The sequence below is a fragment of the Chelatococcus sp. YT9 genome, from assembly GCF_018398315.1.
GTDB lineage: Bacteria > Pseudomonadota > Alphaproteobacteria > Rhizobiales > Beijerinckiaceae > Chelatococcus.
Window position 1 is genome coordinate 2,682,696 of sequence record NZ_JAHBRW010000001.1, and the last position, 26,161, is coordinate 2,708,856.

18 protein-coding genes are annotated in these 26,161 nt (G+C 64.0%); 12 read left to right on the plus strand and 6 right to left on the minus strand.

Translation table 11 applies throughout. The features are described 5' to 3' along the window. Positions 1–243 precede the first annotated feature (243 nt). Positions 244–7,233, minus strand: coding sequence for an apolipoprotein A-IV repeat region-like domain-containing protein (locus tag KIO76_RS12230; RefSeq protein ID WP_213323534.1), 6,990 nt, complete (start codon positions 7,231–7,233; stop codon positions 244–246). A gap of 323 nt (positions 7,234–7,556) precedes the next feature. On the opposite strand from KIO76_RS12230, the gene KIO76_RS12235 reads away from it, so the two are divergent. From KIO76_RS12235 to KIO76_RS12245, 3 genes are all read left to right on the plus strand, one after another. Continuing rightward, on the plus strand, positions 7,557–7,931 hold the full coding sequence (locus KIO76_RS12235) for an Hpt domain-containing protein (RefSeq protein ID WP_213323535.1): 375 nt from the start codon (positions 7,557–7,559) through the stop codon (positions 7,929–7,931). Between the two features lie 56 nt (positions 7,932–7,987). Beyond that, a complete protein-coding gene (locus KIO76_RS12240) occupies positions 7,988–8,308 on the plus strand; it encodes a 2Fe-2S iron-sulfur cluster-binding protein (protein ID WP_213323536.1) in 321 nt (106 codons plus the stop codon). Between the two features lie 192 nt (positions 8,309–8,500). Next, positions 8,501–8,926, plus strand: coding sequence for a universal stress protein (locus KIO76_RS12245; protein ID WP_213323537.1), 426 nt, complete (start codon positions 8,501–8,503; stop codon positions 8,924–8,926). A 100-nt stretch (positions 8,927–9,026) separates the two neighbouring features. Here KIO76_RS12245 and KIO76_RS12250 read toward each other — a convergent pair whose 3' ends face one another. Beyond that, a complete protein-coding gene (locus KIO76_RS12250) occupies positions 9,027–9,593 on the minus strand; it encodes a Spy/CpxP family protein refolding chaperone (RefSeq protein ID WP_213323538.1) in 567 nt (188 codons plus the stop codon). A 335-nt stretch (positions 9,594–9,928) separates the two neighbouring features. Between KIO76_RS12250 and msrQ the strand changes: the two genes are divergently transcribed. Continuing rightward, positions 9,929–10,882, plus strand: a complete 954-nt coding sequence (gene msrQ / locus KIO76_RS12255) for a protein-methionine-sulfoxide reductase heme-binding subunit MsrQ (RefSeq protein ID WP_249729863.1) — start codon at positions 9,929–9,931, stop codon at positions 10,880–10,882. Positions 10,883–10,985: 103 nt separating this feature from the next. Here the strand turns inward: msrQ and KIO76_RS12260 are convergent, their stop codons facing one another. Together KIO76_RS12260 and KIO76_RS12265 are read right to left on the minus strand one after the other, a co-directional pair. Next, positions 10,986–11,366, minus strand: a complete 381-nt coding sequence (locus KIO76_RS12260; protein WP_213323539.1) for a hypothetical protein — start codon at positions 11,364–11,366, stop codon at positions 10,986–10,988. Between the two features lie 180 nt (positions 11,367–11,546). Next, positions 11,547–12,866 carry a cystathionine gamma-synthase family protein gene (locus KIO76_RS12265; RefSeq protein WP_213323540.1) on the minus strand — a complete coding sequence of 440 codons (1,320 nt, stop codon included), beginning with the start codon at positions 12,864–12,866 and terminating at the stop codon, positions 11,547–11,549. Positions 12,867–13,038: 172 nt separating this feature from the next. Between KIO76_RS12265 and KIO76_RS12270 the strand changes: the two genes are divergently transcribed. Genes KIO76_RS12270 through KIO76_RS12280 form a run of 3 tightly spaced genes read left to right on the plus strand, consistent with a single transcriptional unit; the run spans position 13,039 to position 16,113 of the window. Then, entirely contained in the window at positions 13,039–13,575 is a 537-nt protein-coding gene (locus tag KIO76_RS12270; protein ID WP_213323541.1) for a SixA phosphatase family protein, read from the plus strand. Between the two features lie 27 nt (positions 13,576–13,602). Beyond that, entirely contained in the window at positions 13,603–15,048 is a 1,446-nt protein-coding gene (locus tag KIO76_RS12275; protein ID WP_213323542.1) for a YcjX family GTP-binding protein, read from the plus strand. 18 nt (positions 15,049–15,066) lie between these two features. Further along, a complete protein-coding gene (locus KIO76_RS12280) occupies positions 15,067–16,113 on the plus strand; it encodes a YcjF family protein (RefSeq protein WP_213323543.1) in 1,047 nt (348 codons plus the stop codon). 25 nt (positions 16,114–16,138) lie between these two features. On the opposite strand, the gene KIO76_RS12285 is transcribed toward KIO76_RS12280, so the two are convergent. After that, positions 16,139–17,011 (minus strand): SMP-30/gluconolactonase/LRE family protein, encoded by an 873-nt coding sequence (locus KIO76_RS12285; protein ID WP_213323544.1) that lies wholly within the window; start codon positions 17,009–17,011, stop codon positions 16,139–16,141. Between the two features lie 404 nt (positions 17,012–17,415). Between KIO76_RS12285 and KIO76_RS12290 the strand changes: the two genes are divergently transcribed. The 4 genes from KIO76_RS12290 to dksA all read left to right on the plus strand — a co-directional run bounded on the left by KIO76_RS12290 (position 17,416) and on the right by dksA (position 21,570). Then, a complete protein-coding gene (locus KIO76_RS12290; protein ID WP_213323545.1) occupies positions 17,416–18,786 on the plus strand; it encodes an MBOAT family O-acyltransferase in 1,371 nt (456 codons plus the stop codon). Next, entirely contained in the window at positions 18,761–19,837 is a 1,077-nt protein-coding gene (locus KIO76_RS12295; protein WP_213323546.1) for a hypothetical protein, read from the plus strand. The genes KIO76_RS12290 and KIO76_RS12295 overlap by 26 nt, the downstream gene beginning before the upstream one ends. 43 nt (positions 19,838–19,880) lie before the next feature. Next, on the plus strand, positions 19,881–20,951 hold the full coding sequence (locus KIO76_RS12300) for a hypothetical protein (RefSeq protein ID WP_213323547.1): 1,071 nt from the start codon (positions 19,881–19,883) through the stop codon (positions 20,949–20,951). Positions 20,952–21,150: 199 nt separating this feature from the next. After that, positions 21,151–21,570, plus strand: a complete 420-nt coding sequence (gene dksA, locus KIO76_RS12305) for an RNA polymerase-binding protein DksA (protein WP_213323548.1) — start codon at positions 21,151–21,153, stop codon at positions 21,568–21,570. Positions 21,571–21,780: 210 nt separating this feature from the next. On the opposite strand, the gene KIO76_RS12310 is transcribed toward dksA, so the two are convergent. Beyond that, positions 21,781–23,142 carry a flagellar biosynthetic protein FliO gene (locus KIO76_RS12310; protein WP_213323549.1) on the minus strand — a complete coding sequence of 454 codons (1,362 nt, stop codon included), beginning with the start codon at positions 23,140–23,142 and terminating at the stop codon, positions 21,781–21,783. A 488-nt stretch (positions 23,143–23,630) separates the two neighbouring features. Here KIO76_RS12310 and cckA point away from each other — a divergent pair, with 488 nt between their 5' ends. Then, entirely contained in the window at positions 23,631–26,156 is a 2,526-nt protein-coding gene (gene cckA, locus KIO76_RS12315; RefSeq protein ID WP_213323550.1) for a cell cycle histidine kinase CckA, read from the plus strand. Positions 26,157–26,161 lie beyond the last annotated feature (5 nt).

Consider the following 26,161-nt stretch of genomic DNA (forward strand, 5'->3'; position numbering starts at 1 on the left):
ATTCCGGAACCGGTGCTATCCAGTTGATCCCAGATTCTTTTCCGGGTTGGCCACACGCTGGCGCGCCGTGGCTCATTGGCACGCCAAGTCGATTGAGGGGGCCCAGTTGAGACTTGGCACTCTGGTCTTCAGAGATTGATTCAAAAGGGCACGGCGATGCCGTGCATCGCTGATGGTGTACGCAGCATCTGAATCAAAAACGGGCCCGATCCTGTTGATCGGGCCCGTTTTTTCGTGGCTGTATCAGTCGAAGCGTCCGGTGGCGTGGGCCAGCATCGTGTAGACCTTGCCCGTCTCAGACGTGAGATAGGTCTTGGTCATCACCGAGTCTCTGTCCTTGCGTGAGACCTCGGCGAGCAATCGCTCAAACTCCTCGATGTAGCGGTTCACCGTATCCCTGAATTCCGGATCACGACGATACTTCCGGCGGATCTCCTCGAAGGTCTGTTGGCCCTGGAGCGTATACAGCCGGCGGGTGAAAACGTTGCGCTCGCCGCGCTTGTAGCGCTCCCACAGCTCAAGTGCCGCGTCGTGGTCGATCATCCGCGCGATATCGACAGAGATCGAGTCCAGAAGCTCGATCGTATGCCGTGGGGAGCGCTCGCCGCGCTCCTGAGGAGCAGGCGGCGGAGCTTCCGCGAGCTTGGCAGCAACGTCTGCTCCCTTGGGCGTGGTGTCATCGCGCGAGGCACGCACAAGAAGGTCGGACAGCCAGCCACGTGCTCCCGTCTGGTTGGCCTCACGCCCAGGCGTAGGCGTAGGTGCCACCGCCTCGTCCCGGCGGGGCTGGGCCAAGCGCGCGGCCGCGTCCGTGAAACTATCGGCGACGGCTGCAGCCGAGGACCGCGTCTGCGCGGCTGGTGGCGGAGCACCTGTGCGAGGGCCTGTGGCTTCGGGTGGTGGAGGAGCGTTACGGCGGGCGGGCGCTTCCATCCGAGGGGCGACATCACCCCGCTGGCTCGTGCGAGGCTCTGCCACGTCGAGCGACCGGCCCTGGCGGGACACGATGTCGGTCAATTCGTTGAGCGCCTTGATCTGATCGGCCACCACACGCCGCATCGCGGTGGCGCTCTCCTGCGTTTCTCGCGGAAGTTCGACCATGCCGCGCTGCAACTCGCGGCGCGTCGCCTCGAGTTCCTGGCGGATCTCGCCAGATACGGACCGCATGTCATCCGCGATGCCATGGAAGCGTTCGGTCGCCTTGCCGAGGCCTTCGCCCATCTCCTTGAGGACCTGTTCGTAGGCTTTGCGCAGCGCCGCGGCGGTCTGCTCGCGCTCGTGATCGGTCGTCGCACGGATCTGGTTGAATTGTTCGGTGAGCGCTTGTGTCGTCGACTCAGCGTTGCTGGCCAGGAGCGCTCCGATCTGGCGAGCCTTCTTCTGTGCATCCTCCAGGGAATCGACCAACAGGGCGTTGAACGAGCCGGTGATCTGCTCGATATCGCCGGTGCGTTCCGCCACGGCGCCGAGCAGGTTCTCCAGGGTGGCGCGGCGTTTCTCGAGGGCAGCCCCGAGCCGGGTTTCCACGCTATCAAGCGTCGAAGCCGCCGTCGCGAGCGCCTGGACGTGATCCGTCGTAAGCTGGGCGACCGATTGACCCTGGGTTGCGAGCTGCTGGGCCAGCGTATTGGCGGTCTGGACAGAGCCGCTCGACACTTCGCGCAACGCTTCCACCTGTGCGCCCACCTCGCTGGTGGCGCGCTGCGCCTCCTGGGTCACGGTGTTCAGCACGCTTTCAAGCTCGCGCACGCGCTGGCCGAGCCCTTCCTCGACGCTTGTGAGATTGGTGCTGGCACCCGCCGTCAACTGCTGCAGGAGCTGGTTGGCCTCCGACAAGCGGCCAAGCACGCCATTCAGCTCGCCACGGAGGCGATCGTTGGTCGCGACCAGAGCCTCGATGGACTGGCTCGTACCCGCGTCGATAGCCTGACGCAGGCCTTCGCTCGACGCCGCAAAGAGTTCCGTCATGTGTTCGCTGCGCTCGCGAACGGCGTCGGCCACGGACAGGCCCCGGGCTTCCAGCGTCCGGACCACGGCCTCTCCGATGGAGGCGAGCTCCCGGGCGATCGCTTCGCCCTGGTTGCCGAGGTTCGTGACGAGGCTGGTGCCCTTCTCGCCGAACAACAATGACAGTTCAGCCATACGATTGCCCAAGCTCGAGTCGATGGCTTCCGACCGCAGCGTCAGCTCTTCACTGAGGCGGCGGCCCCGCTCGTCCAGGGTTGTCGACACGGAATCGAGGCGGTCAACGACGCGCTCCTCGAAGCGAGCAACACGCTGGTCGAGCGTGGAGGCGATCTCCAGAGCACGGCCGCCGAGCGTCTGGTTGATCTCTTCCGCCTTGCGCGAAAGGATCTCCGTAAGGGCCTCGCTCTTCCCGGAAACCATGCTGCCGATCTCGTCGGCCTTGGTTTCCAGGGCATTGGTCACCTCACGCCCACCTTCTGCGAGGACGCGGGCGATACCGCTGGTATGGCGGATCAGTGCCTCGCTCAAGGCGTTGGCGCGCGCGCCGAGGCCTTCGTCGATGCCGGTGATGAGGGTGTCGAGATTCTTTGCAATCTCGCCGCTCTTCGCCGCTGACCGCTGCTCGATCGCAGTGATCTGCTGCTCCATGACTTCGGCCGCGGCACGGCTGCGCTCGATGAGCGCGTTACCGAGCTCTTCACCGTGGGTGGCGAACAGGTCGCGCACAGCGGTGAGCTGCGCCTCGACCACCTCGGTGAAGCGGCCGGTATCGCTCGCGATGCGGTCCACCAGCGTGCTGCCGTGGATGACGACGGTTTCCTGCAACGTTCCGATGTGGTTCGTCAGCGTCGTATCGAGCTTCTGACCCTGGGTTTCCATCAGTTCCTGCAAGCTGCCGATGCGCATGCCCAAGGTCGCGATAAGCTCCTGCCCGCCCGTATTGACGAGGTTCTCGAAACTCGCAAGGCGTGACGCGAGAGCGAAGTCGAGCGAGCGCGAACGCGTGTCGACCACGTCTTCGAAACCGGCGATGCGTTCGCCAATGACGGTGTCGAGCTGCCGCCCGCCCGAGACCACCGTGTCCGTGAAGGCCGCAAGCCTGCTCTCGAGCGTTGAATTAAGGCGATCGTTGCCGCTTTCCAGGCTCGTTTCGAGCACGGTCAAGCGGTCATCGAGCGCTGCGGTCAGGCGGCCGGCGCCGCTCTCAACCGACGTCTCGAGTGCCGCCAGGCGCGCGTCCAGCGCAGTGGTGATGCGTCCTGTGCCGCTCTCGACCGTTGTCTCGAAGGCGGAAAGGCGCTGTTGCAGAAGCTGGAGCAGCTGGCCGCCGCCGTTCTTGACGCTGTTGTCGAATGCTGCAAGCCGGCCCTCGACGGTCGTGGCAAGATGCTCGCCTCCATCTGCCAGCGTCTTGGCGAAAACGGCGATGCGCTCGTCGAGTGCGGTGGCGAGATCGCTGCTCCCGTTCTTGATGCTTCCGTCGAAGGCTGAGAGACGTTCGTCCAGTGTGGACGCAAGGTGAGAACTCCCCGCCTCGATCCCCTCGATGAAAGTCGAGATCCGCTCGTCGATGGTGCTCGTGAGCGCGCCACTGCCATCCTTGATGTGGCTGCTGAGCAGAGATAGGCGCTCGTCAAACGTGCTGGCGAGCTTCTCGCTGCCATCGCTGAGCGTGGCGCCAAAGGTGGCGAGGCGGCTATCGAGCGTGGATGCAAGCTCGTTGTTGCCGGTCTCGACAAGGTCGCCAAAGGCTTGCAGCCGACCATCCAGCGCCGCTGCGAGCTTGTCGCCGCCGCCGTGGATCGTGGTGCTGAAAGCTGCAAGTCGTCCGTCGAGCGCTTCCGCCAGACGGTCGGTGCCATCCTCGATGCGGCTGTTGAAGGTCTGCAGACGGTCGTCGAGCGTGGACGTGAGCTTCTGGCTGCCCTCCTCGACATGACTACCGAACGCGGCAAGCCGGCTATCGAGAGTTGCAGCGAGCTTTTCGCTACCCTGGTCAACCGAGGTGTCCAGCGCGGCGAGCCTCTCGTCCAGGGTCAGCGCGAGCTTGCTGCTGCCGCCCTCGATCCGGTTGCTGAAGACCGTTAGTCTGTCATCAAGGGTCGCAACAAGGCGCGTGCTGCCCTTGCCGATGGTATCGCCAAAGGCGGCCAGACGTGTGTCGAGGGTATCGGCAAGACGGGTCGTGCCCTCTTCGACGTGGCTGTTGAACGTCGCGAGGCGACCATCGAGTGCTTCAACGAGGCGCGTGCTGCCATCGCCGATTGCGTCGCCGAAGACGGCCAGACGCGTGTCGAGGGTATCCGCGAGGCGGGTGGCGCCATCCTCGACGTGGCTGTTGAACGTGGCGAGGCGACCATCGAGCGCCTCAACAAGGCGCGTGCTGCCATCGCCGATCGCATCACCGAAGACGGCCAGACGCGTGTCGAGCGCCTCGGCGAGGCGGGTGGCGCCGTGCTCGATGCGGCTGTTGAAGGTGCCGAGTCTTGCATCAATGGTTGTTGCAAGCTGTTGGCTGCCGGTGTCAATCGCCGCGCTGAAGGAGGCGAGGCGTCCATCAAGCGTAGCAGCGAGCTGTTGGCTCGTCCCGTTGATCTGATCGCCAAAGGTGGACAGGTGTTCGTGGAGGGTGGCCGCGAGCTGTGCGCTTCCGGAGCTGATGCCGGAATTGAGCGCGGCAAGCCGCTCGTCAAGGGTGGAGGCGAGCTGGCTGCCGCCCTCGTTGACGCTGGCGCTGAGCGCAGCCAGGCGTCCGTCGAGCGTCGCGGCGAGGCGAGCGCCCCCTTCGTTGATACCACCGTTGAGCGCGGCGAGGCGTTCGTCGAGCGCATTGGCGAGCTGCTTGCTGCCTTCGTCGAGACGCAGCCCGAATGCGGCCAGGCGCTCGTCGAGCGAGGCAGTGATCTGCTGGCCGCCGGTATTGATGCTCGTGTTCAGGGCGTTCAGGCGGCCTTCGAGCGTTGCGGACAGATGCTGCGTGCCGGCCTGGACGCTCTTGATGAAGGTGGTGATGCGGCCGTCCAAGGTGGTGGAGAGCTGCTGCCCCCCCTCGGCGATGCTGGCCTTCAGCGTATCGATGCGTCCAGACAGCGCCTGGGCCAGTTGCTCACCGCCGGTCTGCAAGGCGTTGGATAGCGCCGTCAACTGCTCCTCGATTGTGGAGGCCAGCTGTCCGCTGCCGTCCTGGACGCCGGACTGGAACGCCGCAAGCCGGCTATCAAGGGCCGCGGTCAAGTTGCCACCGCCAGTTGCGATGCTTGCCTCGAAGGCCGCAAGCCTGCCCTCGAGCGAGGATGCGAGCTTACCCCCGCCAGCTTCGATGCTCTGCTCGAAGGCGGCGAGACGTTGCAGCAGGGTCTCGTCCAGGTTGCGGCTACGCTCGTTGATCGTGCGTGCAAGCGTTTCCGCGTTGCGGGCAAGCGTGTCGTTGACGCGCGAGCCCTGCGCCGCGACGGCCAGCACGATCTCATTGCCGGTGCCGCTGAGCAGTTCCTGCGCTTCCGTCGTCTGGTTGGTGATGGCCGTTTTGAACTCGGCCGTCCGATTCACGAAATCTTCTGCGAAACGCTTGGCGCTGGCTTCGAAGGCGCCCTGGGCGCCGCTTGCCTGCTCGCCGATCAGTTTAGCGACCCTGTCGCCCGTGGCAGACAGCGTCTCTTCAAGCGTGCGGCCGTTCGTCTCGATGGTGTCATGGATGCGATCGCCGGTCGAAGCGAGGCGATCCGCCAGATTGCCGCCGCGTTCGACGATCGTTTCGGTGACGCCACGGCCGACCTCCTCGATCCGCTCCGTCACTTCCGTGCCGCGCAATACAATGGTGCTCGCGACTTTCTGGCCGGCGACCGAGATGGTCTCGTTGAGTTCGCTGCCCTGCTGGGAAATGGTCGTCGCAACACCCGCGCCCACTTCCTCGATGCGGCGGCTGACCTCCGCGCCACGCTCGCCCAAGGTCGCGCCAAGCGCCTCGCCCGTGGTCCTCAGCGTCTCGTTCACTTCGCTCGCCTTGCGCGCGATGCTGTCGGCGATTTCGGAGCCGGTTGCGGCGAGCTTCCGCGTAACTTCGACGGAGCTTTCCTGGAGCCCAGCATTGAGCTTGTGCCCGGTCTGCTCGATGGTCTGCGAGATTTCCAGCCCCTTCTTGTCGAGAAGGGCCGTGACCTCGTTGCTCGCGTTGGCGAGGCGCACGTTCACGCTCTCGGCCGTGGCGCTGAGACGGTCGACGAGGCCCGTTCCGCGGCTCTGCATCTCGTTCAGCATGCGATCGCTGATCTGGTCCAGCGTCTGGGCCATCTGCTCGCCCTTGAAGCCGAGGGACTCGGCGGCCTTCGTACCCGCCGTCGTCACAGCTTCCACGAGATTGCGGCCCGCCGTCTCAAGCTCCTGGGTGAGATTTTCATGGGCGCCTGTGATCGAGCCACGCACGCGGTCCGCGTTCGCGACGATCGCCTCGCGCTGCGCGACCAGTTCGTCGATCAACGTGCGGATACGGATCTCGTTGCCCTGATAAGCGCGTTCGAGTGTCGAGATCTCGCTGCGGACGAGTGTCTCCAGTTCGCCGGCGCGGGCAAGCGCGCGCTCGACGCCGTCACCGATGGCGGCGACCTCACGCCTAACCGCCTGCGACAAATTGACCACAGCCTCCGATGCCAGAGTTTCCGGCTGTGCGAGACGGACGGCCACGCCTGTCATGGCGCGCGCGACATGCCGCATTTCCTGCGTCCGCAGGCTCAGAATGGCCAACACGAAGAACAGGAGGACAGGACCAATGAGCAACACGCCCATAAGGCCCCAGTCAGTCGGGGCGAGCGTCGTGAGCACAGTCTGCACGCCATTGGCAGAGATGCCGTAGCGCGCGTTGAGGAAGGCGCCCATGGCGACGAGCCAGCACAGCGACGCCAAAGCCGCGAACCAGAGTGGCTCCCGCGAAGGCTTCTGCTGCAGGGTCTGGAGCAAGGCGCCGACGGACTGGCGATCGTCGTTGGCGACGCGGGACGGATCAGGCGCGATGACGGCAGCGGGGCGAGGGGGATCAATATGGTTCGGTCCGGGGCGGGCCGGCTCTGCGGGCGTGGATTCCCGGCGTTTGCCCGCGAACATGTCGTCGTCGCGCGTGTCAGGTAACCGCGCGTCCTTGGTGTCCTTGGCATCGGCGGTCTTCGCCTGGGAGCCCGGCGCCTGCATGTCCGCCACATTGAGCGTCAACGCCTGTTCCAGCGCCGACAGTGCTTCCTGCGTCGGATCAACGAGTTTATTTTCTTTGGCCATGTCGCCGCCTCGCATCGCCCCCAATTCCATGCGGCGATCAGGGTGCCTCCTCCCCGACCTTGCTGAACGTGGCCGCCGCTATCGGCAAACATTCAGCAAATACCGCCGTTTACCATGAGAGCTTAACCCCCCGCCGCCGCAATTGAAACCCGAGGCAAGAGGCAATTGAGAGTTTCGTTAACGGCTTTTTTACCCCTTTTGGCACTCTCGATCCACGCCGCTGTCGATCACCGTAGAGGTTGCGAAGAATGTTGATGGAGCGGCGATAGCGCTGCATGGTGCCCCAGTCGGTGTGCAATATCTGCACGAACAATGAGCGTGTGATGAGTGAGCGATTCGGAGAGGCCTCTCCGGCCAAAGATGCTGTGGATATTGACGCGGCCTACCTCGATCAGCAGACGGGAGGTGATAGCGAACTCGCATGCGAAATCATCGGCCTTTTCCGCGACCAGCTCCGGCAGCAACACGCCGTCATCACCGGTGAGGGCGACCTTCGTGCGCGGAGTGATGCCGCCCACACCTTGAAGGGCTCTTCCCGTGCGATCGGGGCGTGGAAGCTGGCAGCCATCGTTCAGGACATCGAAGATGCACTGGCGGATCCGGCAACGCCGGAGCTGAAGATTCTCTTCCGACGGTTCGATGCGGCCATCACGGCTGCGGACACTGCGATGCAGGATATCCTTGCCCGCGCGATCTGACTGCGCGGCCTCGCCGGCCTTCACCTTTTCTCGTCTTGCGTGCCGAAGGACAGATTATGACAGCCGTGACTTTCGTGGATGCCGCCGGGACGGCAAGGACCGTTGAGGCGGAAGTCGGCTCCACGGTAATGGAGACAGCCATCCGCAACGGGGTGCCCGGCATCGATGCCGAATGTGGCGGGGCCTGCGCCTGCGCGACGTGCCACGTTTACGTCGAGGAGACCTGGTGGGATCGGGTGGGGCCCCCGGAGGGCATGGAGGAGGACATGCTCGACTTCGCCTCCGATGTGCAGCCACGGTCACGTCTGTCGTGTCAGATCAGGGTCACTCCCGATCTCGACGGCCTCGTTGTCCACACGCCTCCCCGCCAAGGGTAAAGGCACCTTTCGCGATGGGCTTTATTGTTGCTGTTTGTCGGCATCCATCGGATATCGTCACCCATCTGGTCAAAATGCAGATACGGTGTTTCGCCGAGAGATTTTCGTGCCCTGGCGTGTCCAGGGCAAGGGTTGCCGGTCGATAGTCCGGGCGATGGAGCCGCGGCCGGGTCACAGTGACGGAGGCAATGAATGTACAAGAATATTCTGGTGCCGATCGACATCTCCGATGCCGGCTTCTCGCGCCATTCCATCGACAAGGCGGTGGCCTTCGCCAGTGCAACGGCTGGATCGGTGCGCCTTATCTATGTCAGGTCGATCCTGCCCGTGACCTTCATGGAGTTCGTTCCGCCGGACTTCGACACGGAACAGCAGGAGACCGCCGAGAACGATCTTGCGGCGCTCGCAAAGTCGATCGTGGCGCCGGAAATCGCGGTCAGCCACGTGGTGCGCTTGGGCTCTATCTATAATGAGGTGCTGCAGGAAGCCGAGGACATGAAGGCGGATCTCATCATCGTCGGCTCGCACAAGCCGGCGATGTCGACTTATCTGCTCGGATCAAACGCTGCGACCATCGTTCGCCACGCCACCTGCTCGGTGCTGGTGGTCAGGGAGTAGACGGACGCGATAGTCCCCGGGCTGAGACCTGGCGGGTCTCGGTGTAGCGAGAAAAGGATCGCAGCATGATGGCGCCGCGATCCATTTTTTAGTCGCCGCGTCAGCCGCGGTGATGCGGGCCGCGCTCAGGACCGCCACGGCGGGGGCCGTGCTGATCCATCATATCGCGCGCCATCACGTCGAAGCGCCGCTTCTGCCCGGCGTCCAGGCTCTCATAGAGCGGTGCGGCCGCGTCGGCGAGCGTCTGCATGGTTTTGGCGCGCTCTTCCATCATCGTGGCCCCCCGCCGGAGGCGCTCGATCATGTCCGGGCGTTCCTTCTTCCCACGCTCTTCGCGCGCCTCACGCCATTTTGCCATCCGCTCTCCGCGCTGCTTTGCGATATCCCGCACCGCCGTCTCGAGTGCTGGCCAGGCCTTTTCCTGCTCCGGCGTCAGCTTCAATCCGGCCTTGAAGCCCGCGAGGCGTGCATCGAGCAAGGCACCGCGATCTTCTGCCGACAACCGCATCGGACCGCGTGCGTGATCCCGACCCTGGCGGGTTTCCTCTTGGGTCGCGGTGCTTTGGGAAGCGCCGGGCGCGTTGGCGGGCTGCGCATAGCTTGCCGAGAGGGCGCCAGAACCGGCGACGGCCAGTGCGGCAAGGGCGGCGATCATCGTCTTCTGCATATCACTGTCTCCTTCGAGAGAAGGAAAGAATGTGATGTATCGTGTTGGGATTCAAATTAAATTTCTGTAAGTCTATGTCGCAATATCGCCACAGAACTTAAAACTCCGTTATACATTTAAGAAAGACGCCGTACACTGAAAGTACATAAGAATATGTACTTCAGCATCTTCCGTATTTTTTGTTTCAGTTTGTTTCAATCTGTGTCTTGCGTGTGAGTTCCTGCTCTGAATTCTCGTCACGGTGATGTGTATGCTGCCGCTGGCGTGCCCTCTTGCGCTACAAATGCAGATATTGCCAATCTCTTGGATCCGCGAGGTCGTTCGCTCTCGTGGGCATGCAGGATCTGCCGCGGCTGGTCGTGCGGTGGAGGATCGAAGAGGATGGTGCCATTCGCCCGTCTAACCCCCTGATGCCGCGCGCGGCAAAGCTCCCCTGGTGCGACCGTGCGGGCCGGCTTTCGCCGCTGAAGCTCGCGACCTTCCTTTGTGTGCTCGCTCCTGGGGGCTGGATCGCGTTGTCCTGGGCGATGGGATGGTATGCCCCCAAGCCCGTGACCGAGGCTATTCACCAGAACGGGCTATGGGCAGTTCGGTTCATGCTCGCGTCACTCGCCGTGACGCCGCTGCGCCGGATAGGCAACTGGCCGAAGCTCATCCTTATCAGGCGTATGCTCGGCGTTGCGGCCTTTGCTTACGTCGCGATCCACTTCACGCTCTACTGCCTGGACCAGAGCTTCGATCTCGGCCGTGTGGCGAGCGAGATCGTCTTGCGGATCTATCTCACGATCGGCTTCGTCGCTCTCATCGGGCTCGCAGTCCTCGCCGCGACCTCAACCGATGCCATGATCCGGCGACTGGGGCGCCGCTGGCAGACGCTGCATCGGGCCATCTACGTCATAACGCCGCTCGCGCTCATCCACTTCTATCTGCAATCCAAGATTGATGTCACAGAAGCCGTGTTGATGACGGGCTTTTTCGGGTTGGCCTTCGCCTATCGTCTTATGCATCGCTTTGCTGTCCCCCTGCGAGGGGTGCAGCTCGCAGGCGCGGCTGTGGTCACGGGGGCCTTTACCGCCGTGGTGGAGACCATCTGGTACGCGGCGACCACGGGAGCGCCCTGGCGGTTCGTGCTCGAGGCGAATCTGGATGTGGGGACGGCGATCCGTCCCGCGTGGTGGGTCATGGTGGTTGGCTTCGGTATAGCCCTGCTCGCCGTCGTGCGTCTGCCGCAGCCCAGAAAAGCCGCGCCTCTCCCGGTCAGGGCCGAGGAGGGAACCGTATCATCCTGATCACCAGCGTCTCCAACGAACCGCCCCCTGACCCGGCCACAAAAAAGCAGGCACGAAGCCTGCTTTTCGTTGATGAGCACTATCGGACCGCCCGGCGGCGTCCTCAGTACCAGAAGGGGTCGCCCCAAGGGCCGAAGTCGAAGGCCGTCTGCTGGTTGATCATGGCCGTCATCTGCTGCTGATCGGCGAGGTTCTGCTGGAAGGCCATCTGGCGATAGGCCTGGTAGTTGGCCTGGGTGCCGTAATAGAGGCAGCGGCAGATCGTGGGATCGGCGTAGAAATAGACCGGCTGGTTGTTCTGATTCTGCACGAAGAACTTGTGCGGCGGGAACTTCTTGAGGGAGGCGATCTTCTCCGGCGTATCCGCCAGCCGCATGTTGAACCCGGCCGCAGCCAGCATGTTTTCCTTGTCCTGCACGGCGGTCACGCAGGCACCCAGCATCAGGGCGATGCCCATCAGCACCGCAATCGAAGCTCGTTTCACGGTTACGTCTCCCTCGTTACGCATTGCTTCGCGGCCGAGCTCGACGGCTAGCGCCAGCAGTGGCTCGTCCCCGATCGGCACGCATCCTGCCGGCCGCGTGCAACTTATGACGCAATTCCGCTGCGGATGCAGCAAAGAATAGTCACCGTGTGGCCATTATCTACGCGGCCCTTTTCGTCTCTATGCTTGTTCTAATGTAGCGAGCGCTTGGGCAATATCTGTGACGAGATCATCCGCATGCTCGATACCAATCGACATGCGGATGGTCGCATCGGAGATGCCGATCCGTTCTCGCAGTTCCCGTGGCACGCCCGAATGGACCGTCGTTGCAGGGTGGCAGACGAGCGACTCCGTTCCGCCCAGGCTGACGGCGAGTTTGACGATCCGCAGCGCGTTCAGGAAACGGAAGGCTTCATCCTGACCGCCGGCGATGTCGAAGGCGAAGGTTGTCCCTGCCGCCGTGCATTGCCTGAGATAGACGTCGCGCTCCGGACTGCCTTCGGGGAAGAAGGCGGGGTAATAGACGCGGTGGACCTTGGGGTGATCCACCAGGAAGCGGGTCACGGCTTCCGCGTTGCGGCAGGCAGCGGTCATGCGCAGCGACAGTGTTTCCAGCGACCGGCCGATCATCCAGGCGGAGTGGGGATCGAGCTGGTTGCCGATCGCGCCCCGCAGGAGCTTGATGGGCTTGACCCTGTCGCCTGCGCCAACGACCGCGCCGGCAACCAGGTCCGAATGGCCGCCCACATATTTCGTGAGCGAGTAGATCACCAGATCGACTCCATGGCGGAGCGGCTTCTGGAAGAGCGGCCCGAGCAAGGTGTTATCGCAGACGATCAGCGGACGCGTCCCTTGCTTCTCCGCGATCGTGTCGGCGGCGCGCGCGATGAGGGCGAAGTCGACGAGGGTATTGAGCGGATTGGACGGGGTTTCCACGAAGATGACGCTGACTTTGCCCGCAGTGCCGGCCTGACCTTGCTCACGGGCCGCGAGGGCATCGGCAGTTGCTGTGGCGACAGCGTCCGGCGAGACACCGTCGCTGAAGCCGACCGCGCCGATGCCGAAAGAACTGAGGGTGCGGGCGATCAGCGTCTCGGTGCCGCCATAGAGCGGCTGTGAATGGAGGATTACATCGCCGGGTCGCATCACCGCGAGGAGGGTGGTGGCGATGGCAGCCATCCCGCTGGAAAAAATGGCGCAGCTCTCCGCTTCCTCGAAGATCGCCAGCCTGTCCTCGACGATTTCGCTATTGGGGTGGTTGAAGCGGGAATAAACGAGGCCGCCTGTCGCACCCTCTGGCGGTAGCCGGCGGCCGGCCGTGTAGTCGAAGAAGTCGCGACCGTCCTCGGCGGTCTTGAAGACGAAGGTCGAGGTGAGGAAGACCGGCGGCTTCACGGCCCCTTCCGACAGGGCAGGGTCATAGCCATAGCCGAGCATTAATGTTTCGGGATGGAGCTTCTGGTTGCCGAGGCGGTCCTTGTGATAGTCCGACGCGCTCATGAGCTGATCCTCCGATCGCCGGCACCCGTTGCCGATGTCGCCCTAACGTACGCCCTAACAAAGGGTTGTGCATGGCAGTTCCTGCTTGGTTCCGCCCGTGGAATAGATTTCCGGTGGACTGTTTGGCACGGCAGATCTTTTCGCGCGCGGCGATCCGCCGTAACGTGGCGCCATGCGCCGGCTTGTCCTTCTACGCCACGCCAAATCCGACTGGCCTGATGGCGTGACCGATCACGAACGTCCCCTCGCAGCCCGCGGTCGTAAGGCCGCGCCGCTGATCGCCAGCTACATGGCGGCGGAGAAGCTCCTGCCGGACCTCGTCCTCGTGTCCTCCGCCAGGCGGACGCAGGATACCTGGGCGCTGGTATCGCCGGTGCTTGCTGGCGGTTCGCGATCCGATGGGATCCCGATGAAGACCGAGCCGCGCATCTACGAGGCGCGGGTCGAGATCCTACTGGCGGTACTGCGTGGCATCGCCGACGACGTGAGCACGCTTCTCGTCGTAGGTCACAATCCGGGCATGGCGGAGCTGACGCTGCTTTTGTCAGGCGGCGGCGACAGTGGTCAGCTCGCCGATCTACAGCGCAAATTTCCGACAGCCGCGCTGTCGGTGATCGATTTCCCCGGGCGGTGGGGAGAGTTGGCCCCGTTCAAGGGGCGCCTCGACCGCTTCGTCACGCCGAAAAGCCTTGGCGGTGAGGATGACTGATCGTCCTCCATTGCCTATCTCTATGCTGTGAGCGCTTCATCCTTCCTCGACGGAACCGTCGACGCCCTTCGCAATCTCGGCCATTTCGCCGCCACAACCGTTTCGCCACGGTTGCGCCTCGGCGTGACGGGTCTGTCGCGCTCGGGCAAGACGGTTTTCACGACGGCCCTCGTTCATCATTTGCTGGGCTCCGTCGCCATGCCGGTCTTTCGTGCTTCTGCCGAAGGGCGCATTCGCAAGGCCCGGCTCGATGATCAGCCTGACGACACGGTCCCGCGCTTTCCCTTCGAGGAACACATGGCCTCGCTCGCTGAGCCGGAGCGGCGATGGCCGGAGTCGACGCGAAGGATCGCCGAGCTGCGCGTCAGCATCGATTACGAGCGAGCTGCCGGATGGCGCAGCGGGCCGGCGACACTCGCCCTCGACATCGTCGACTATCCCGGCGAGTGGCTCCTCGACCTCGCGCTCCTCGACAAGAGTTTTGCCGAATGGTCGCGGGAGACTGTGACAGGCAGTCGCCGGCCAGAGCGCGCCGATATCGCGGCGCCTTGGCTTCGTGCTCTCAATCGCGATCCGGCTGGTGCCGTCGGGGAGGCCGATATTGCCGAGCTCGCAGGGACATTCACCGATTATCTGAAGGCTTTGAGGGCCGGTCCCGAGGCTGTCGCGACGACGCCACCAGGCCGCTTCCTGATGCCGGGCGATCTCGCCGGTTCGCCCGCGCTGACCTTCGCGCCGCTCGATCTGCCGCCGGGCTTCGTCACGCCGCCACGCAGCCTCGCGAGCCAGATGGAGCGCCGCTACGAGGCTTATAAAGCACAGGTCGTGCGGCCGTTCTTCCGCGAGCATTTTGCGCGGCTCGACCGTCAGATCGTGCTCGTCGACGTGCTCGCCTCGCTCGATGCGGGCCCTGCCGCACTCGCCGAGCTGGAGACGGCTCTCGATCAGGTGTTGCTCGCCTTTCGCGCGGGCCGCAACAGCTTCCTGTCCAGCATCTTCTCGCCGCGCATCGACAAGGTGCTGTTCGCCGCCACCAAGGCAGACCATCTGCACCGGGCCGATCATCAGCGGCTGGAAGCCATCCTCAGGCTGCTCGTCGACCGCTCGATGCGCCGCACCCAGGGCGCGGGCGGCACCGTCGGCACGGTGGCGCTCGCCGCGATCCGGGCGACGCGCGAGGCGACGGTCCGCGAGGATGGCGAAAACCTCGCGGCGATCGTCGGCACGCCGGCAGCCGGGGAGGAGATCGACGGCCAGATCTTCGATGGCGAAACCGAGGCTGCGATTTTTCCTGGCGAGCTGCCCGACAATCCCGAGACGGTGTTTTCAGGCGGTTTTCCAGCGGGCGCCCTGCGCTTCCCGCGTTTCCGGCCGCCGCGGCGTGCGCGCGATCACGGCGGGCGCCTCGCGCCGCTGCCCCATATCCGGCTTGATCGTGCGCTGGAGTTCCTGCTGGGCGACAGGCTGGCGTGATGGAAGGGACCTAATCCTATGTCCGATAGCCGCCCGCGCGCGCCAAGGGCGTTTCGTCTCGATGACCCGGCCGTGGCGTCCTATGGCCCGGGCGCCGACGCTGGCGAGGAGCTAGCGCGGCATGGCACCCGCATCGTCGTCGCCGAGGAGGACGCGCCATTCGACGAGGCGGAAGAGATCGTTATTACCCGCCGACGGCGCAAAATCCCGTGGGGCGCGTGGCTTGCCTCTGCGCTTGGCGGGCTCGCCGTTCTGGGGCTCGCGCTTGCGCTCGAGCGACTGATACGCGACCTGTTCAGCGCCTATCCGGCCCTGGGCTGGATCGCCGTCGCGCTGGCGGCACTGGCGGGCATTGCCTTTCTCGCCATCGTGCTGCGCGAGGCGCTCGGCATTTTCCGCGAGCGGCGCATCGAGTCGCTCCGGGCGCGGACCGAAAAGGCAATTCTCGCGAGAGATGATCGCGAGGCGGTCGCTATCGTGACGGCGCTCTGCGCGCTCTATGCCCATCGCCCGGAGACCGCGCGCGGCCGCGCCGTGCTCACCGGCATGGCCGATGAAATCGTTGATGCGAGCGACCGGCTGACTGTCGCCGAGCGCGAGCTACTCGAGCCCCTGGACCGGCAGGCCCGCCGCATCGTGGCCAATGGGGCCAAGCAGGTGTCGCTGGTGACGGCGGTGAGCCCGCGCGCCATCGTCGATATCGGCTTCGTGCTGTTCGCCTGCGTCCGCCTGGTGAGGCGGGTCGCCGCCGTCTATGGCGGCCGGCCAGGACTGTTCGGCTTTCTCCGGCTCTCCGGCAACGTGCTGTCGCATCTGGCCGTCACAGGCGGCGTTGCAGTTGGGGACGACATCGTCCAGCAGGTGCTTGGCCTCGGGCTCGCGGCGCGCATTTCCGCCAAGCTCGGGGAGGGGGCCTTGAACGGCCTGTTGACGGCACGGGTCGGCATCGCGGCCATCGCGGTCTGCCGGCCAATGCCTTTCATCGGGGTCGACGAGCCACGCCTGCAAGACGTGGCGGCTGGCCTCTTCGACCGCGCGGCGGACGCGCCGACCAGTCAGACTTGACAGCCGGCGGAGGAAATGGGGCGGATCAGTCGGCGAAGCGCGGCACGGGGGCGCCGGCAACGTCGACGGGCATGCTGAAGACGCTGCCAGACAGCGGATAGCGTGCTTTCGCCTCCTCGCTCAGGTTGGAGCTCAGGCTCGTGAAATAGAGCGTCTTGAGTTCCGGGCCACCGAAGCACGGCATGGTCGGACGTGGCACCGGCACGGGGATGCGCGCCAGCAGGCCACCGTTCGGCGCGAAGCAGTTAAGGCACCCGGCCGAGACGCCGCAGCTCCAGTAGTTGCCGGCGCTGTCGGTGGCGGCGCCGTCGGGCCGTCCCTCCTGCTCGCTCAGGGTGCGAAAGCGCTGGCGGTTGCCGATCGTGCCGGTCGCGGCATCAAAGTCCCAGCGGTCCACCCAGGCAGCACGTGAATCCGAGTGATACATGATACGCCCGTCCGGCGACCAAGCGAGGCCGTTGGAGGTCGCAAGGCCTTCGACCTTCCTCTCGACGTGGCCGTCGGCGGTCACACGGTAGAGCGCCGCGACAGAGGGGCTGTCCGGCGGGGTCATGCTCCCCACCCAGAATGCCCCGTCCGGGCCGACCTTTCCGTCATTGAGGCGCGATGTGCCGGGATTGGTCTCAACCTGCGCCAGATGTGCACGCTCTCCGGTATCACGATCGAACAGATAGACATCGCGGCTAAGAGCCACCACGAGCTTGCCATTTCGTGTCAGCCCGAAGCTGCCGACGGGATCGGCGAACCCCCAGCGCAGGCGTTCGCCGCTCTTGATGTCGAGCGCATAGATCGCGGGTTCCATGATGTCACACCAAAGAAGATGTCGGCGCTCCTCGTCCCAGACGATGGATTCGCCTACCTGGTGTGACATCCGGGCAATGCAGGTGATCTCGGTCATAGAACTTGTTTCCCTCCCGCGGGCCTGTCGCCGCCCCATGCGTCGTCGAAGCTCACACATCCGTTACCGCTCGTCCAAAAGAGAGACGGGATGAGGCTGCCGGTCAAGTCGTCACACGGGGCGTTCCGCTCGGCCTCCTGTCGCCATGGAAACACAGCTCGGGATAATCGACAGCCTAACGACGGGCGCGATTTGTTAGCGGTCTAAAATTGGTTGACGGTACCGACGTGCTTCGTGACATAGACACTCTATCCATTTGATCCGATTGAGGGTCAGAATCAAAGGCGGGTTGGCGTTCGCGGCTCGGTGCAGCACCTGTTGCGGCCGGAATGAAGTCATGACAGCCGCGCGCCAATGTTTCCCGCCACAGTATGTGCCGGGAAGCGGGGGGATGCTGCCGGTCCATGCTGTTTAACTCTTACGCGTTCTTGCTTGTCTTTCTGCCTGCCGCGCTCGCCTTGCATGCGCTGGTTGAACGCTTTCAGCCCTCCTGGCGCCTGCCGCTGCTTCTCGTTCTCTCGATCGTATTCTACGGCTATTGGGATTGGCGTTTCATTCCGCTGATCATTCTGTCTATCGTGATCAACTGGGCCATCGCGAGGCTTTTCGCGTCCACCCGGCGCGAGAGCCTGATCGTCATTGCCATCACGGCGAACCTCTTCGTCCTCGCGCTCTTCAAATACGCCGATTTCTTCGCCGGGCTCGCCAATACGCTCCCAGGCGTGTCAATTCCGATGCTCTCGCTGGCGCTGCCGCTCGGCATCTCGTTCTTCACTTTCCACCATGTGATGTACCTGACAGATCTGAGGGCGGGGAAAACCAAGCCGTTCGATCTCGTGCGCTATGGACTCTACATCGCCTTCTTCCCGCAAGTTCTCGCCGGTCCGCTCGTGCGCTGGAGCGAGATCATGCATCAGTTCGACGAGCGACCTTATCAGCGCAGCGATGCGGCCGAGCGTTTCGCGCGCGGGATCATGCTGCTGATCGTCGGCTTGGCGAAGAAGGTCCTGATCGGCGACCAATTGGCCGTCAACGTCAATCCCGTGTTCGCCGCCGCTGAACTCGGATCAGTCACAGTCGCCCAGGCGTGGCAAGGCACGCTCTCTTTCGCCTTCCAGATCTATTTCGATTTCTCCGGCTATACCGACATGGCGCTCGGCATTGCGCTCATGTTCGGCGTGGTTCTGCCGCAGAACTTCGACACGCCCTATCGCGCCCTGTCGCTGCAGGATTTCTGGCGCCGCTGGCACATGACCTTGTCGCGCTTCCTCCGCGACTATCTCTACATCGCCCTCGGCGGCAACCGGCATGGCCTCGCGTTGCAACTGCTTGCCCTGTTCGCGACGATGACACTGGGTGGCCTGTGGCATGGAGCAGGGATGACCTTCGTGGCCTGGGGTGTCGCTCACGGCGTGGGCCTAGGCGTTGGTGTTCTCTGGCGCCGGGCGGGGCTGCCGATGCACCCGATCGTGGGATGGTTCCTGACCTTCCTGTTCGTCGTGCTAACCTGGGTCCTGTTCCGTGCCGAGAGCTTCCAGGGCGCGCTCCATATGTATGAAGGACTGCTTGGCCTTGCGCCGCTCGGTTCCGGCTTCAAATGGCGGGCGATCGCCTGGGCCGCCGTCTTCGCCATGATTGGTCCTACGGCCTGGGCGCTTGTCCATAAGCCGCAGCCCCATCCGCTGCTCGCCGTGGCGCTTGCGATCATGTTCATCGTGCTGCTGCTGAAGATCGGGGACAGCGAGTCCTATGAGTTCATCTATTTCCAGTTCTGAGCGCGGGGGCCAGGATTTGGCGCGCTCCGGCGTTGCGGGCTGGAGCGGGCCCTGGCGGCGCTTTGCGATGACCTTCATGGTCACGTCCTTGGGTGGCCTTGTCGCCATCGTGGTGTTGATGTTCCTGATCGATCCGTTTGACACCGGTCGTTCGCCCGTCTCTCGTTCGCCCGGGGTTCCGGCCCCGGATGTCGACAACGCAGCCACGAGCCGACTGGAGAACGCCAGCCGCGGGCGTGATCCCGCTTTTGAGGCTGCCATCATCGGGAATTCCCGCATCCAGGCCCTCGAGCCGGAGACGCTGAGCCAAGCCACAGGGATCCCGTTCGTCTCGCTTGTGATCCAGGCCAGCCGTTCCCGTGAGCAACTGGCCGTCCTGGACTGGTTCATGCGAAATCGCGAGACAGCGCCAAAGGCGATCATCATCGGGCTGGACATGCCCTGGTGCGACGACCGCGTTTCGATGAGCCCGACCGATCCCTTCCCATTCTGGCTTTATGATCGGTCCCGTGTGGCCTATCTTGAGGGGCTTCTGCGCTATAGCGTGCTGGCGGAATATGTTCCGCGTTATCTCAGCTACCTCTTCGGTCTGAGGGACCGCGCGCGACCGGACGGCTACTGGGACTATGAGCCGGTCTATAGGAAGCTGGGATACGACAGCCCTGAGCGACGGCAGAAATTGCAGGGGCCGGACGCGGAAGTCGAGATCAACCTCACGGGACGATTCGGGGCAGCGGAGGCGCTCGCAGAGCGTCTCGCCAATCTGCCGCCGGAGACCGCCGTCTTTCTCGTTCGCCCGCCTGTATACGTGACGGGGCTTGGTGCACCGGGGAGCGATCAGGCGAAGACCGACGCGGCTTGCCGGGCGATCCACGCAGCCTTGGCCGCGGGACGGGCGAATACCCATTTGATTGATTGGCGGGTGGACCGGCCCGAGACCCGCAACCCGGACGGCTTCATCGATCACACACATTATAGAAAGACAGTCGCCAATCTGATCGCAGCAGAGGTGGCCGCGATCCTCAACAAGGCACGTGTCCCGGGCACCTGATCAAGCCGGTTTGGCGCGCTGTGTTTCCTGGAAAGTGGAAGGCATGGAACTTACGGGTACAGAAACGCAAAGGGAGAGGCTGGCTCGCCTGGGACGGCGCCTCGGGCTGCCGATGCGTCATGTGTCTTCGGCGAGCTGGCGGCGGTTCGTCGTGATTTTCTGCATAGGCTCCTTCGGCTTTCTGTTCGGCGTTCTTGCGCTCATGCTGTTGGTCGATCCCTTCGACACCGGGCGGTCACCGGTCCGTCTCAAAGAGGGCGTGCCGCAGCAAGGACCGCGAACGGCTAATGTGAGCCGGGGCCGCGATCAGGCCTTCAATTCGGCGATCATTGGCAATTCACGCGTGCAGATGATCGATCCAGCCGTTCTCAGCGAGAAGACCGGCATTCCCTTTGTGGCCCTTGTGGTTCAAGGCGCCTTGCCGAAAGAACTGCTGACGACGTGGGACTGGTTCATGGCGCATCGGGCGGAGCCGCCAAAGGTCATGGTGCTCGGCATTGACGGCGTGTGGTGCTCAGACGATTTCTCGAAGCAGGCCAATCCATTTCCCTATTGGCTCTACAGCCTTTCCACGCTGGACTACTTGCAAGGCCTGTTCCGCTCTTCTTCCTTAAGCGGCCTGCGCAATTATTTCTCCTACGTGATCGGCCAGCGCCCGCAGGCGCCTCCAAACGGCTTCTGGAACTACGAGAACGTCTATGGCGTCGGCACGCCCGAGCAACTGGCGCATATGCGGCAGGAGCTGGACAAGCCGCAAGGCACGGCCGACGTCAATCTCGGCAATGATTTTCCAGCCGCGCAGGCTGTTGCGGCGCGTATCGCGACATTGCCTGCCGATACGAAGGTCGTTCTTGTGCGCCCTCCCGTCTACATCACGGGCATGCCCGAGCCGGGAACGCCGGCAGCGAAGGCGGAAACGGTGTGCCGCGACATCTTTGCAAAGATCGCGGCGGAACGCCCCAACACCTATATCGTGGATTGGCGTCTCGACCGTCCGGAGAATCGGGATCCCGGTAATTTCTTCGATCATACCCACTATCGCAGGAGCCTGGCCGAGCGCCTCGAGGCCGAGATCGTTGCGATCATCGACGGCAACCGTGTTGCGCAGCCTTGAGCAAGGCCTGCGACAAGCTTTTAAAACGTGTTTATTTCCAATGGTTTGCTGAGGTGTTGGCCCGGTCTCGCCCCAAGCGCTTAAAGTTTTTGCCACCCTGCACCAAAAGGTGACTGTAATCCGCGTTGTCGCCGGGGCCTTCGGCCGCTATATAGGCGGCGCCTCACGAGGGGCTCAGGGGATAAGAGCAAAGCCACGCATGTCGGATATCGTAATCGACGAGAGCTACCGCCCGTCAGAAGACGAGCCGTTCATGAGCGAGCGTCAGCGAGAGTACTTTCGGCGCAAGCTCCTGAACTGGAAAGAGGACATCCTGCGGGAAAGCCGCGAGACGTTGGTCGCGCTGCAAAGCGAGAGCGAGAACCATCCGGACCTGGCCGATCGCGCCTCATCGGAAACCGATCGGGCGATCGAACTCAGGGCTCGGGATAGGCAGCGCAAGCTAATCGCCAAGATTGAGGCGGCGTTGTTGCGTATCGAAGACCTGTCCTATGGCTACTGCGAGGAAACCGGTGAGCCGATTTCCTTGAAGCGGCTGGAGGCGCGGCCCATAGCGACGCTTTCGCTAGAGGCACAGGAGCGCCACGAGCGCAACGAACGCGTCTATCGCGACGACTGATTGTAGAGTGCTTCACAGCCCCTGCACGCCGAGCCGGGGCTGCTGCGATAAGGAGAGGCGCTTTCGATGCCATCGGAAGCGCCTCTTTTCTTTTCACATCGCCAGAAGCGTGATGCCCTAGGCCCGGTCGCCTATATAGGGGCCGTCTAAGGCCTTGAAGGGGCTGTCGAGGCAACTCCGCTGGAATTGCGGTCGGCTGCCCTGGGTTCCTTATCTGGTCGGTGGAGTGCGGCCGAGCAGGCGGGCGAATTCCGCTTCGATGTCGTCCACGGAAAATGGATCGACGGCAGGTTTCTGCGCCGCCGGTGCGGCGTCACTCTTGCCGGATGCGGGCTCGCTCACGGAGGGAGCGGGTTCGCGTGTCGGCGAAGGCGAGGTCGGGAAGGGCGGGGATGCCGAGGCTGGCTGCTGCGGCGCAGCAGGCTTTTCGGCGGATGTCGCCGACGGCGCGCCTGGCTCGGCGGCGGAGGGCCGCTTCATCATCGCAGACAGCTGATCCCACGGCGCATTCGGAGCCGTGGAGCGGGGGCGCGCAGGGGGCTCCGGCGGCTGCGCCACTGCACCGACCGAGCCGGCGGGGGGCCGGCCTGGAGGCATCCCACCGGGTCGTGATGGCGGCGGAGCCGGATGAACACCGGACGGGCCGGTTGGGGCCCGAGGCGTGGGCCCTTGTGGTGCGGAGGTTGATGTCGTGGTGGGCCGCGTTGCCGAGAACGGGCGCTGGAGGGCCTGTTCCAGTTCGCGCGCCATCGCCGACATCGGCTCGGAATCCGGAGCGGCGGGGTCGGTCTTGGTGGGCGCGGGCTTTACCGCTTCGGGACGAGGCGCCGCCGGTTTCTCCGCGAGTGGCGTCGTGACCGGGCGGGGCGGTGCGGCGGGATCCATGGGACGTATGGTTGACCCCGGTCGCGACGACGCGCCGGGCCGGGCCGTCAAATTGCCTATATCGGTCTGGGATAGTCGCTCCTCAAGTGCCTTCTCGGCTGCGGGAGGCACCTCCCGCCTGAAGACGTCCAGCGAATCGCGAGGTTGAGAATCACGGGGTCCGGGATCGCGTGACGGAGCGGCAGTTGCGGGCGATGCGGGTTTGCGTCGCTCGACCGGGTCCGTCTGGCGCAGATCCGGTTGCGGCGTGAAGCGAGCTTCGCCCCGGCGGTCGGAAGAAGGAACCTCGCTGCCCGGCAGGGGGGCGGACAAAGCCAGATCAAGAGGAAGCTGAGAGGCCTCCTCCATCGCCTGCTGCAGGTTGCCGACCGGCGAGAGCGCGCGCTGGCCGCCGCGCGAGATCCCACTTTCGACCACGATGTCGGTGGGGCCGCCGACCATGACGAGATGCTCGACATTGTCACGTCGCAGCAAGATCAGCTGTCGCCTTTGGTCCAGGTCGAAGGTGTCGACCACAGCAAGGCGAGGCTGTCTGCTACGCGACGAGACGTGATTCGCGCCTCCAGCGCGAGGCGCGGTGATGCGACGCAGGACGACAGCAAAGGCGACCAGAAGCGCGAAAATGATGATCAGCGCGATAAGGTATTGGACCGCCGCTGAGATTTCTAAGCCGAAAAAGGACTGCACCTCACGTCTCCCGTTGGTCCCACCACCGACATGCGGGGATACTTCGAGACGTTGTCACAGTACGTTTTTTGCGGCGCAAGGTTAACCCGCGGTTAATGCAAACCACATAGATTTTTGCCTCGTCATCCCTTCCCGCTGGCGCTTATGAGCGCAAACAGGCACAAGCGAACGGACGCGCCAGATCATGACCCGGGACGAGTTTCGATCGATTGAGGCGGGCGAGCCCGTCTTTCGATCCGAGATCGCTCATCGTCATGGGCGGCATCCCGGGTGTTCCCGCCCGCCGGGCGACGCCGGGCGGGAGACGACCGATGAGGTGCCGGAGCCTTTTCGTGTGGCTTCCTCGTTCAGCAACGAGGCTCGGCTTTGGGGCTAGACACGATGATCCTGCCCATTCATTGGAATAGGGACCTCTCGGGCAAGTGCCCGGGGGGCTGGGGAAGGGCTGGTGCGTCCAGCGCGCGCGATAGCGTACGAGAGGTCCGGGAATGAGCGATACGAGCGTGAACAGGTCGATCGACCGATCTGATCGCCCGGGCCATGCCGGCTTCGTGCTCCTGCTCGCGGTCGTACTGATCGGCGCGGTGGTTGCTTTGAGCTTCGTCGCCAGCGATGCGGCGCAGCCGCTCATCGTGGGTTTCCTGGCAATCCTTGCCATGGCCGGCGTGTTCAGCCTGTTCGGTCTTGCGATCGGCTTCGTGCAGCTCAGCGGTCGCGGCACGCGCAATGACCTAACGAAGCATCTCGTCGATACGGCGCCGGAAGGTATCATCGTTGTTGGTGCGGACAGCCGCGTGACCTATGCGAATGAGGCTTACCTGACGCTTTCCGGGAGCGCCAAAGGTGGAGATGTCCGCATCGTGGAGCGGCTTTTCTCCGGCAGCGCCGAGGTGTCGGAGGCGATCTATCGCCTCGCCCAGGCGGCCCGTGAATCGCGGGTCGCCACGGAGGAAATCCGGCTGCAGCCGGGCCTGACTGGCAACGACGCGGGCTGGTACCGGGTGCGCGTGCGCCCGTTGCCGCGCCCTGGCAGCCGTGCGGCAACGGTGTGGAGCGTCGTGGACGTGACCCGCGACCGCGAGCGCCAGGAGAACGTCTTCCAGGAACTGCAGCATGCGATCGACTATCTGGACCATGCGCCGGCCGGCTTCCTCTCGGTCGATGCAGCTGGCGACATCGTCTATATGAATGCGACGCTCGCCACCTGGCTGGAGCATGATCTCGCGCAGGTCGGGTCGGGCGGTCTGAAGCTCGGCGATGTTGCTCCCGCCAACGCGGCGGCGCTGATCGCAGCCGTGAAGGGCGCGCCGGGCGACGTTCACACGGAGATTCTCGATGTCGATCTGCGGCGGCGCGGCGGGAAGTCGCTGCCGGTACGGCTCTTTCATCGGGTCGCAATCGGCGCCGACGGCGCCATCGGGCCTTCACGCACGCTCGTTCTCAACCGCTCGCCCGGAGAGGACGTTGCCGAAGGGCAGCGAGCCGCCGAGGTCCGTTTCGCGCGATTTTTCAACAATACGCCGGTGGCCATCGCCACCGTCAGCCGGCACGGGGCGATCACGGGTTCGAACGGCTCATTCGCACGTCTTTTCGGCTCGGCGCTCGCGAAGAGCGACGGCGGAGAGCGCTCGCTGTTCGAGATGGTTGTGGAGCGCGACCGCGAAGCGCTGAGCAATGCGTTGGCGGCGGCCGCTGCCGGCCGCGACGAGATTACGCCCATCGAGGCGACTGTCGACGGTGAGGGCGGACGTTCGGCCCGGCTCTATATAACCGCGGTCGAGGACACGGAGGGGGACGGCGCCGGTGAAGTCGCCATCATCTACGCGTTGGAAACCACGGAGCAGCGTGTCCTCGAAGCGCAATTCGCCCAGGCGCAGAAGATGCAGGCGGTGGGACAGCTTGCCGGCGGCGTGGCGCATGATTTCAACAACGTGCTGCAGGCGATCATCGGCTACTCGGATCTCCTCCTCGCCAATCATCGCCCGACAGATCCGTCATTCCAGGACATCATGCAGATCAAGCAGAACGCCAACCGGGCCGCGAGCCTGGTGCGGCAGCTGCTGGCTTTTTCACGCCGCCAGACCTTGCGGCCACAGGTTATCCAGCTCAGCGACAGCCTGTCGGACCTTTCGCTCCTGCTGAAGCGCCTCCTGGGCGAGCATGTTACGCTGGATTTGCACCATGGCCGCGACCTCTGGCTGGTCAAGGCGGACGTGAACCAGTTCGAGCAGGTCGTGGTCAATCTGGCGGTCAATGCCAGGGATGCCATGACAGACGGTGGAACCCTCACCATTCGCACCGCCAACGTGTCCGCCGCCGAGAGCGAGAAGCTCGGTGAAAAATCCATGCCCGTGGCCGATTACGTGCTGATCGAGGTGGCTGACACCGGCACGGGCATACCAGCCGACGTGATCGACAAGATCTTCGAGCCGTTCTTCACCACCAAGGAGATCGGCAAGGGAACGGGCCTTGGCCTCTCGACGGTCTATGGCATCGTCAAGCAGACCGGCGGCTATATCTTCTGCAACAGTGAGCCGGGTACGGGCACGACATTCTCGATATTCCTGCCACGGCACCAGCCGGTCGTCGTCGAGGAGCCCGTGAAGATCCAACCCGGCAAGGCGCAGATGCCGGACCTCACCGGGCGCGGCACGATCCTTCTGGTCGAAGACGAGGAGGCGGTGCGCGCTTTTGCGGCGCGCGCGCTCGCCACACGCGGTTATACTGTGCTGGAGGCTGCGTCCGGCCGCGAGGCTCTCGCTGTCCTTGACGAGCGCGCGGCACCCATCGATCTCGTCGTTTCCGACGTGGTGATGCCGGAAATGGATGGGCCGACCCTGCTCGGCGAGCTGCGCGGCCGACAACCCGATCTGAAGGTCATCTTCGTGTCCGGCTACGCCGAAGATGCGTTCAAGAAGCACCTGCCCGAGGGCGAGGACTTCACCTTCCTGCCGAAGCCCTTCAGCCTCAAGCAGCTCATCGAAGCTGTGAAGGGCGCGATGGTCGGTCGCTGATCGGA